The organism is Acinetobacter sp. UBA3461, assembly GCF_002381195.1.
Classification (GTDB): Bacteria; Pseudomonadota; Gammaproteobacteria; order Pseudomonadales; family Moraxellaceae; genus Acinetobacter; species Acinetobacter schindleri.
On sequence record NZ_DFRO01000043.1, the window covers coordinates 1 to 10,879 of the forward strand.

The 10,879-nt window shown below is 42.8% G+C and carries 8 protein-coding genes and 2 pseudogenes; 1 reads left to right on the forward strand and 9 read right to left on the reverse strand.

Features of this window, described 5'->3' with window-relative positions:
• From gltB to B3D47_RS12330, 9 genes and pseudogenes are all read right to left on the reverse strand, one after another.
• Positions 1–956: pseudogene (gene gltB, locus B3D47_RS12290) on the reverse strand (glutamate synthase large subunit); the annotation flags it as partial.
• Positions 957–1,417: 461 nt separating this feature from the next.
• Positions 1,418–2,260 carry a hypothetical protein gene (locus B3D47_RS12295; RefSeq protein ID WP_262467395.1) on the reverse strand — a complete coding sequence of 281 codons (843 nt, stop codon included), beginning with the start codon at positions 2,258–2,260 and terminating at the stop codon, positions 1,418–1,420.
• A gap of 13 nt (positions 2,261–2,273) precedes the next feature.
• Entirely contained in the window at positions 2,274–3,353 is a 1,080-nt protein-coding gene (gene aroB, locus B3D47_RS12300) for a 3-dehydroquinate synthase (protein WP_004896270.1), read from the reverse strand.
• Positions 3,354–3,381: 28 nt separating this feature from the next.
• A complete protein-coding gene (gene aroK, locus B3D47_RS12305; RefSeq protein ID WP_004896271.1) occupies positions 3,382–3,918 on the reverse strand; it encodes a shikimate kinase AroK in 537 nt (178 codons plus the stop codon).
• A 36-nt stretch (positions 3,919–3,954) separates the two neighbouring features.
• The gene (gene pilQ / locus B3D47_RS12310; protein ID WP_286862259.1) at positions 3,955–6,120 is read right to left on the reverse strand and encodes a type IV pilus secretin PilQ family protein; all 2,166 of its coding nucleotides are present in this window, start codon (positions 6,118–6,120) and stop codon (positions 3,955–3,957) included.
• A 16-nt stretch (positions 6,121–6,136) separates the two neighbouring features.
• Positions 6,137–6,664 carry a pilus assembly protein PilP gene (locus B3D47_RS12315; protein ID WP_004810006.1) on the reverse strand — a complete coding sequence of 176 codons (528 nt, stop codon included), beginning with the start codon at positions 6,662–6,664 and terminating at the stop codon, positions 6,137–6,139.
• Positions 6,664–7,383, reverse strand: a complete 720-nt coding sequence (locus B3D47_RS12320) for a type 4a pilus biogenesis protein PilO (RefSeq protein ID WP_026056744.1) — start codon at positions 7,381–7,383, stop codon at positions 6,664–6,666. The genes B3D47_RS12315 and B3D47_RS12320 overlap by 1 nt, the downstream gene beginning before the upstream one ends.
• Positions 7,377–8,018 carry a PilN domain-containing protein gene (locus tag B3D47_RS12325; RefSeq protein ID WP_286862261.1) on the reverse strand — a complete coding sequence of 214 codons (642 nt, stop codon included), beginning with the start codon at positions 8,016–8,018 and terminating at the stop codon, positions 7,377–7,379. The genes B3D47_RS12320 and B3D47_RS12325 overlap by 7 nt, the downstream gene beginning before the upstream one ends.
• Positions 8,018–9,076, reverse strand: coding sequence for a pilus assembly protein PilM (locus tag B3D47_RS12330; protein WP_004810013.1), 1,059 nt, complete (start codon positions 9,074–9,076; stop codon positions 8,018–8,020). Before B3D47_RS12330 ends, B3D47_RS12325 begins: the two co-directional genes overlap by 1 nt.
• Positions 9,077–9,245: 169 nt before the next feature.
• Here B3D47_RS12330 and ponA point away from each other — a divergent pair.
• A pseudogene (ponA, locus tag B3D47_RS12335) lies at positions 9,246–10,879 on the forward strand (penicillin-binding protein PBP1a); the annotation flags it as partial.

Genomic DNA, 10,879 nt, shown 5'->3' on the forward strand with positions numbered 1-10,879 from the left:
GGTGGAACCAGCATACGTAGCGCACGGAACAGGTCCATACCACCACCTACGAGGATTTCCAGCATGTTATCCAGACTAGAAGAATCCGAACCAGTACGGTTAACAATTGGGTTCAGTTCAGTCAAGCCTGGCAGTAATGGATTTTCGAATTTAGGTGTACGTGCCAACGCCCAGTTACGGTTTGCAGTAATGGTATTGATTTCACCATTGTGCGCCAGGTAACGGAATGGCTGAGCCAACGGCCAGCGCGGCAAGGTATTGGTCGAGAAACGTTGGTGGAAGACCACAATATGTGACGCCAGACGCTCATCAGCCAGGTCAGTATAGAAATCAGCAATTGCTGCTGGCATCATCAGACCTTTGTAGCTGATCACAGTTGAGCATAAGGTAGTCACATAGAAGTATGGATCATTTGTCAGTTTCTGCTCGGCACGACGACGCGCCAGGAATAACTTACGGTTAAATTCAACCTCAGTGACACCGATTGGGCAGTTAACAATGACCTGTTCAAAAGCAGGTAAAGACTGCATCGCAATCTCACCTAATGCGCCATTGTTGGTGGGTACCACACGCCATGCGATAACCCGGCAACCTTCTTCTTCAATTTCTTTGGTTAATACTTGTTTTGCGTGTGTTGCCAGTGCAGGATCCAGGTTCAGGAAGATCGTACCTACAGCAAAAATTTCGCTTAAGGTAATATCACTTAAACGTTTTGCTTCTTCACGAAAGAATTCCTTTGGCATTGCCAAAAGCAAACCACACCCATCACCGGTCTTACCATCTGCGGCAATACCACCACGGTGGGTCATACAACTTAAACTATGAATTGCGGTCTTGACGAGATCATGGCTTGCATCACCCTGCATATGGGCGATCAAACCGAAACCACAGTTATCTTTAAACTCATCCGGTTGGTATAAACCTTGAGCGGGAGCTACATTATTAGGCGATGGCATGTGCATAGCGTACCCTTCTTATCACAAAGCCCTGGCGGGCTGTTAAACAATCTAAATCCGTCTTTGCGATGGCGTCCAATTTACTTTCGAGGAAATTTCTATGAGCAGAGTAAAACTTTTCTTCACACTTTGAAGATAAACCTTTTCAGATTAATACGCATGAAAAATAAAGTTTAAAAGACTCAGAAATCACATAAAAATAACGACTAAATATGACACTTACGCATAATCATCGAATCATTTTCGCGCCAAAACAGGGAGATTAATTCAATTCATGCACCAATAAAGCAAAGAACATGCCAACTTGATGCACTAAGACAGAAACAATACCAATGACAAAGATTTAGCAAATATTAGATACAGAGTGATGATTTTTATTGTGTATTTTTTGCACCAAAAGCGCACATTTATAGCATTTTTTCATACAGGGTGCGCTATTTTAGCTCGCACCCAAATTTGTATTAGTTAAAAGGATCACTTATCTCTTGTTCTTCAGCACGTTGTTGACCATTAGGTTGAGCACGTGGCGTTGACGGTACAGTGCTTTCAGACTTCTGCACATCTACCACATTTCCCGATGGATCACGACGAACAATGGTTGTACTGGTGGTACTTGGCGTATTTGATGAGGGCTGGCTCTGCGGCTTAGGAACTACTGTTTCCTCTATTTTTGGTAGAGGCACATTTTTTAATCGTACTTGATAGAGTTTCTGGTTAGACGTCAGCTCATCAGAACCTAAGTTATTCACATAAGGTTGATAATCCTGAATTTGCTGCACAGCTGGTTTGACTGATTTTGGCAAGTCCATATTCAGTTGATCCAGTGCCTGCTTTGCTTGATTGGCTGATTTATAAGCACCATAGAGTAAAACATATTGCTCAGGCATATTTTCGCCTGACAGACGTAAGTAGATGAAATTATTACGATCTATCTGTTTTCTTAAGAAGTTTTTAATAATAATTTCATCAGAGACCCGAAATAGCTCAATCGCATACTGATTTTTAAATTGAGTAACATATTTGGTACCACGAAACTCGGCTTCATGGTTTGCATTTACAATGGTGCGTGTGGTCATATCCAGCGGATGAACTTCCTCATTTAATGCACCAAGATGGGTCATTGAAGCAACTTTTTCTGGTTGAATCAGTAGTTCAACCTCTGTTTCAGGCTTTTTCTCTACAGGAGTGACCTGATCCTTATCTGTAATTGCCCAAAAAATGAGCGCAACAAAAAGACAGCCTACCGCAGTCACCAGCCAAAAATAATGCTGAATCTTTTGCCATGGCGTATGGAGTGCTGTCATTTTCTAAAATTACCTATGCCTGATTGACCAGAATGGCCTGCTTCATTAATTCTACATCAAAGTCTCGGGTGATAATCGCTTGTCCTAATTGTTCCAGCAATACCAGACGTAACTGTCCATTTAAGACTTTTTTGTCATGTGCCATATATCCCAGGAAATCATCCAGAGGAATTTTAGGGCAAACAATCGGAAGTTTGGCACGAGAAATGATTTTTTTTGTACGCGCGAGATCTGCTTCGGAAATCCAGCCCATACGCTGTGATAAATCAGCGGCCATGACCATACCGGTTGCTACCGCTTCACCATGCAGCCATTCACCATAGCCCAGATAAGACTCGATGGCATGACCAAAGGTATGACCGAGGTTGAGTAAAGCACGCTCACCTTGCTCTTTTTCATCATTCGCCACGATACGGGCTTTATGCGCGCAGGAACGATAAACAGCTTCAGCCAGCAACTGCTCATCACGAGCAATCAGACCTTCCATATTGGCTTCCAGCCAAACCAGGAAGTCCTCATCACCGAGTAATGCATATTTAATGACTTCAGCAAGACCTGCTGATAATTCACGATCTGGCAAGGTTGATAACTGGGACATATCCGCCAGCACGACTTGTGGCTGCTGGAAGGCACCAATCATGTTTTTACCAAGTGAATGGTTGATCCCGGTCTTACCACCTACACTGGAATCCACCTGCGAAAGCAAAGTTGTTGGCACTTGAATAAAGTACACACCACGCTGGAAACAGGCTGAAGCAAAACCGGCCATATCACCAATCACGCCACCACCCAACGCCAATACCGTACAATCCCGGTTAAACCCCGCTTCAAGCAATGCATCAAAAATCAGGTTTAAATGCTGGATATCCTTAAATTTCTCGCCATCAGGCAAAATACAGGTCGCTACCGTTTTGCCCAGTTTTTCCAAGGCTGTCTTATAATGTTCCAGATATAGTGGTGCCACCGTATCATTACTGACAATCATCACCTGTTTACCATGAATATAAGGTTCTAACAGCTGCTGAGGATTTAAATCGCTACCAATAAAAATTGGGTAACGACGTTCACCGAGTTCGACATGTAAGGTTTGCATGATGGGGTAACCACTTTTTTTACTGAGCTTATTTTTTCGGAAGGATGAGATGCAGAATACGCTGTGCCAGATCACGTGCAGCGCCCTGATTGGTCTCAATAATATGGTGTGCGACTTCCCGATACAGCGGATCCCGAATTGCCAGCAGATCTTTAAGTTTCTGTTCCGGATTTTCAACTTGTAACAAGGGACGGTTTTTGTCGCGATAGGTTCGCTGGAGCTGGATTTCCACAGGAGTGTAGAGATAAACAACGATGCCTCGCTGTTTCAGATATTCACGGTTAGGCGCCTGAGTCACCGCACCACCACCTGTGGCCAAAACCAACTGTGGTCGTGAGGTTAACTCATCGATGACAACCGTTTCACGACTACGAAAGCCCTGCTCACCCTCTTTTTCAAAGATCCAGGGAATCGTTGCACCTGTTTTACGCTCAATTTCATGATCACTATCCAGAAATTCCCGTCCTAACAATTCTGCTAAATGCCGTCCTACTGTCGTCTTTCCCGCCCCCATCGGCCCTACCAAATAGATATTTGGCAGGGATTCAAACTCTTTGCTTGGCAAGGAGTCACCTATTCATTTTGTTAATTTCAAAATATATTAATGATTTCTTGAAACACTGTCATTAACAATTCGAGGTGTAACAAAAATCAAAAGCTCACGCTTATTGTCAGATTTAAGATCTCTACGAAATAAATGACCTAAATATGGAATATCTCCCAAGAAAGGTACTTTAGTTTGTCCATTCCGTGTTTCTTGCTCAAAAATCCCCCCCAAAACTACTGTTTCTCCATTATCAACCAGCACATTAGTGCTAATTTGATTTTTATTAATCGTTAATTGACCCGTTGGAGTCGGGTTTCCAGGAGTATCACTGGTAATATTGAGCAGCATCTGAACTTTACCGTCAGGTGTAATACTAGGAGTTACATCTAAGCTGAGGGTTGCATCAATAAATTCAGTAGTTGAAACTGCATTTGCACCACCCCCTTCTGAAGATTGATACGGAATTTGTGTACCTGATGAAACTTTAGCCGCCTGCTTATCTGCTGTTAAAACTTTAGGTGTTGAGATCACTTCACCATAACCATCTGCTTGTAAAGCAGAAAGCTCCAGATCTAACATAAAGTCAGATAAGCTAATCAAGCCAAAAGCAATTCGACCAGCAGGGTTTGCAACACCCAAGTCAACATTCAAATTATCTGGGCGTTGAATATCATAGGTATATCCACCTAAATCACTTTCTTGAGGATCACGCAAATCCCAAAGTGTAGTGTCACTTCCACCCACTAATAGATTATTATTATTAGTAATGCCCTGAGAAAGAATTCCCCATTTCACCCCGATTTCTTTGGTGAATTCAGTCGATGCACGCACAATACGTGCTTCAACCATGACCTGCTTTACCTGTACATCAAGCAGGTCAACCATATTACGGATTTTATCGATAAAAGGCTGAGTATCATTTACAATTAAAGTATTGGTACGTGCATCAATAGAAATAGAACCACGTGAACTCAGTAGACTCTCCTTATCATCTCCACTTGTACTGCCTGTATTAGAACCGGCACTTGAGGCCCCTTTATTCTGCGTGATGAGCTTTTCAATATCAGCCGCTTTGGCATAACTGAGTTGCATATACTCTGTCTGAATAGGAGCAAGCTTTACACTTTGTGCAAGTGCTTTAGCTTCTTCCTCTTCAGCTTTAATGAGCTCAGATACAGGCGCGATCCAGATTACATTCCCATTACGGCGCTTATCCAAATTCTTGGTTTTCAAAACAATATCTAAAGCCTGATCCCAAGGCACTTCCTTAAGACGTAAAGTAATATTGCCTTGTACGCTGTCTGCTGCAACCATATTAATGTCAGTAAAATCTGCTAGTAGCTGTAATACTCGGCGTACTTCAATATCCTGAAAATCTAAAGAAATTTTCTTACCAGTATAATGTTGAGCAGCTTTTGGACGTAATGGATTTTTCTCTTCTGGGCGCTTTAAACTAATTGTCAGTTTATTATCGGTTTGATAAGCCATGTATTCATAGCTATCTGAAGTTTGAATGGTAATCACTCCAGAGCCATTCTGGTTGACTGCATCTACTGTCGAAACAGGTGTAGCAAAATCATTCACATTCAGACGACGCGTTAAATGAGTAGGAATCTTGGAGCCTAATGCCCGTACAATAACTTTGGTGCCTTGCTGTTGCACATCAACCGGTGTATTAACACTCGCCAGATCAATCACGACCTGACCTTCACCTTTCGCCCCGCGCTGGAACCCGATATTGGTAATGCCTTGAGTATTTTGTTGTACGACTGGCTGTACAGGGATAACTGGATTGGTTGAATTAATTTTTAGAATAAAGGTATTACCTTCAACACGCGTGGTAAATGCACCCGCATCTGCCAGATTAACAGTTAAACGCGCACGCTGGGCATCTGAAGTCACATCTACAGAACTTGCTTCTTTCGTTGCAACAGCAATACTGCTTTGTTTTAAATTCTGCTTTGCTTTATCAAAATCCAGAATCAGACGTGATGGTGATTCTAATTGATAAGCTTGTGGTTGAGGTGGCAAGCCATTAAACATCACGCGAATTTCAGTACCTTGTCCTGGAATTTGCATTGGCACCACATTGGTCATCGAAACCTGTGCACTTGCCGCCTGCATAACAGCAATGGCAACTGCCCCCATTGAAAACTGACGAAACACATGATTCATTGTATTAGCATCCCCAAAAATAAATTCTTTAAAACTTTTATTCATTGTTATTCCCTTTAACTTATGGCGCAGGCCCGATCAGGACCATACTGCGAGGGCGCTCCACATAGCCATCGCGTCCATCTGGAATAATCTCGATCAGATCAATTTGTGTCGGTGTGATATGGATCACCCGACCATGATTAAGTCCCATATAACTACCGCGCTGTACACGTTCAATTTCCCCATCTGGCGTATTAATTAAAGCCATAATCTGTCCAGCCTGATTTTTGAGACTTCCTTTCATGGTCAAAGTTTCAAGCGGATAACTTTCTAAGGGTTGCAATTGACGTGATAGGTTTGGATAAACCCGTTTCCCTGCCATAATCTTCAGTTCTGCTGCCAATGAACTTGGCAAGAAAGGACTTTTCAGCTGATGTGCTGCATAACTAAAAGTTTCAACCGGAGCAAAATCTGGGGCTGGCTCAATAGGCAATGCCGGTTGATTACGGATATTGGCCATTTCCTGATTCACCACATCAATACGTGATTCACAACCTGCCAGGATCAATCCGGCAGTAAGTGCTGAAGCAATCTTGATCATCTTCATTACTGTGCCCCCTGACTATTCGCAGCTGTTGTATCTGCCGATGCTGAGTTGGCACTACCGACATAACGATAGGTTTTTGCCTTCAAGGTATAATCTACAACCGGGATATCTGTTTTCTTCTCTTTATTTTCAGTACCCGTAATCGTAAAGTCGTGTAGCGTCACGATACGAGACAATCCTGCAATACCGCTGACAAATGAACCGAAGGCATGATAATCACCCGTTGCTTCAATCGAAATTGGCTGTTCAATAAAGAACTCTTGCTTTACTTCAGGTTCAAGACGGATATTCTTAAACTTCAGCCCGGCATTGACACCACTCAAGTTAATGTCTTCAACCAGACCTGGGATTTCAGTTTCCTTTGGTAACTGTTCAAGCTGTTGGTTAAAGCTTGCTTCCATATCCTGAAGTTGCTGTTGGTATTGTTGCAAATTACGCAGTTTGGAATCTTTCTCACGAAATTCATTTAACAGATTCTGTTCTTGTGCATTGGCCTGAGTAATTGATTCAATCTTGCCTCGAATCAGACCGAAATAAGCCAGCATCAAAACCAGGAAAACAATAAATACCCAGCAGGTAATCTTTACAGCCAGTGGCCAGCTACCATAGTTATTTGGATCGAGGGTATTAAATTGCTGAAAAAACTTTTCTACCGTCATTTTATTTTTTGGTACAACAACAGCTTCCTGACCTAATTCATCAAATTGTTCGCTCATGATGTCGCCCCTCCTGCTGCTGCAGCTGCTTGCGGCTGTTGTTCTGAAAGCACCGGTTGAGCAATCTGGTCCAGATCCACTGTCACTGTAAATGTGCCATAAGATTCTTCAACACGTGGAATAACAGAGCTTGGCGCCTTGTCCTTGTTCTCTTCCGCCACCAGGAATGCATTCATGAAAGCATTACGGTACCAGGTAGAAGCTTCGAGATTACGCAATAATTCTGCAACCGTATTTGGACTTGCTGCTTTACCTTCAATGGTGAACTTATCACCACTACGAACAAATCTGGTGATATACATATCACTTGGGGTTACACGTACAATCTCGTCAATAAGATGCACGGCAATTGGACGCTGGGTTTGTAAACCTTGAATCAGTTTCATGCGTTCCACAATCGCATTACGCTGTTCCTGTAAACCTTCCAGAGATTTTAGCTGTACATCCAGATTCTGATTGGTACTGATGATGAGTTGGTTGGCTTGTTCTTGATCCTGTAATTTTTGATCATAGTAGAACCAGCTTCCTCCAGCTGCTGTTACCCCTAGCAACAAGGCCCCGACACAATATGCGACAAATTCGTTATTTCTTTTTATCCTGAGCTCATCACGCCAAGGAAGTAAGTTAATTTTTGCCATTAATCAAAACTCCTCAATGCCAAACCACATGCAACCATGAGTGAGGACGCGTCATTTTCAATTTTTTTAATATCAATTTGAGGAGAAAAGCCCATTTGTAAAAATGGATTCGCGATCGTGACACGGTAACCAAGCTTTTGCTGTAATAATTTTGCCAGACCCGGAATATTGGCATTCCCCCCTGCCAACAGGATATGGTCAATTTCATTAAACTGAGAAGATGAAAAGAAAAACTGCAATGAACGAGCCGCCTGTTGTACCACAGCATCCAAGAATGGTTCCAAGACTTCAATATCATAGTCATCTGGCAATGCACGTGTTTTCTTGGCACGTCCCGCTTCTTCAAAAGACAGACCATAACGATTCTGGATTTCCTGAGTCAGCTGTTTTCCCCCAAACACCTGCTCACGGGTATAAATAATCTTGTTGTTCCGCATAACTGATAGAGTTGTCATGCTATGACCAATATCCAGAATACCAACAGTATTTACGCCCATTGGTAAAGTATCAGCAAACACCCTGAAAGCATTTTCCAATGCAAAGCTTTCTACATCTGCAATCTTGGGTGTGATCCCCGCAATTTGCAGTACTTCAGAACGGGCTTCGACATTTTCAATACGAGTTGCGACCAACAGAACGTTGACACGATTTGGATTAGACAATCGATCAGGCAAGACTTCAAAGTCAATGCTGGCTTCATCGAGCGGGAATGGAATGTATTGTTCGGCATCTTCACGAATTTGAACTTCCCGTTCATCACTTGTCATATCTGCATCCATTTCGATCGTTTTGGTGATCGCCATAGACGTAGGAATCGCAAATGCAGCCTGGTTAGATTGGGTATTGGCCAAGTTAATAGCACGAGCCAAAGCATCACCGACGGCTTCTGGATTTAAGATGTTTTTTTCAACAACACTACCTTCTGGTAATGGGACTAAAGCATAGCTTTCTACCCAGTACCGTCCGCTTTTCATAGAGAGTTCCAAAACTTTAACAGAAGTCGAGCTGATGTCGACGCCTATTAACCCCTTGTTTGGCTTACGATATAACCTGCGCACAATATCATTCCTATTATTTTTTTATCCCCAAAAATAAAGTAGCCTACTAGGTATAATCGGTCTAATAATTTTATCTAGATACAATAAGTCATCTAACATTATGTATATCTAAAGGATATACTGACCGCTCACTTAGTTTGCCATTAGCTCTTATTAAAACTTACTTGTTATGAAAAAGCTATCCAGTTCAGGCCTTGTTCATCCATTTTTTTTGATCATTATCATAATTATGATCTCAATTCCGATGGGCTTTTATGGCATGTACCTTTATATTGCCCCATCTTTGCCTGAAATGTCTATCCTTAAAAAGGCACCTTTACTTAAGCCTTTACAAGTATTTAGTTCCGATCAAGAATTGATTGCAGAATATGGCGGCAAACTTTCTGTGCCTGTGGAATATGATCAGATTCCACCAGAATTTATTCATGCCTTCCTCGCTGCAGAAGATTCCAGCTTTTTCGAACATAGTGGCATCAGTTTTAAAGGCTTGGGCCGGGCATTAAGTGAAAGCGTCACTGGTTCCGATGTACAGACCGGTGGTTCGACCATCACTATGCAGGTGGCAAAAAACTATTATCTCAGTCCAGAACGAACACTGAAGCGCAAACTGACTGAAATTTTCCTGGCACGTAAAATTGAGCAAAACCTGACTAAAGAAGAAATTTTAACCCTCTATGTCAATAAAATTTTCTTGGGTAAAAATGCTTATGGCATCGCAGCAGCGGCTAAAATCTATTACAACAAAAGCCTGGAAGAACTTTCTCTTGCCCAGATGGCGATGATTGCCGGTTTGCCGAAAGCCCCTTCCAAGTACAATCCGGTCGCCAATCCTAAACGTGCACTTGAACGTCGCAACTGGATTCTGGGGCGTATGCTGCAGCTTGGTTATCTGAATCAGACACAGTATCAGCAAGCGATTGCGGAACCAATCAATCTGGATATGCCGGATCGTAGCACTCGCAATAAGTTTCCCTATGTTGGAGAGATGGTTCGTTCTGAACTGATCCAGAATTTTGGTGCACAGGCCATCGATTCTGGCTATAAAGTCTATACCACGATTAATAGTCAACGTCAGGCGTATGCTGAGCAATCGGTACAAGAAGGCCTTGAAGCCTATGACCGGCGTCATGGCTGGCGCGGTGCTGAAGCAAATGATCAACCCTTAAAAAAATTCCAGCCTTTTGCCAATACTTACCCTGCTCAAGTCACTAAAATCAACCCAAATAGTTTCGAAGCCTTAATGCAGGATGGAACAACCGTCACCGTTCCCTGGTCAGGAATGTCATGGGCGCGCCGTTACCGAAACGCCAATAGTGTTGGCGCTGCACCCAAGCGTGCGGCTGATATTGTTAAATTGAAAGATATTGTCCGTTTACGTCCTAATGCACAAAAAACTTCCTGGGCACTGGTACAGATTCCTAAAGTCCAAGGCCAGCTAATTGCCATCAATCCAAATAATGGTGCCATTGAAGCAGTGGTGGGTGGCTATAATTTTTATCAATCGACTTTTAACCGTGCTATTCAAGGCTGGCGTCAGCCGGGTTCGACCATCAAGCCTTTTGTTTATGCATTGGCATTGGAACGCGGCATGAGTCCGCATACCCTGGTGAATGATGCGCCGATTACGATTGGTAAATGGACTCCTAGAAACTCAGATGGTCGTTATCTGGGCATGATTCCTTTACGTCGTGCCTTATACCTTTCACGTAATACTGTTTCTGTGCGCCTGCTACAAACGGTGGGAATTGAGCGCACCCGTCAATTGTTTATGGATTTTGGTCTGGAAGATAAACAGATTCCACG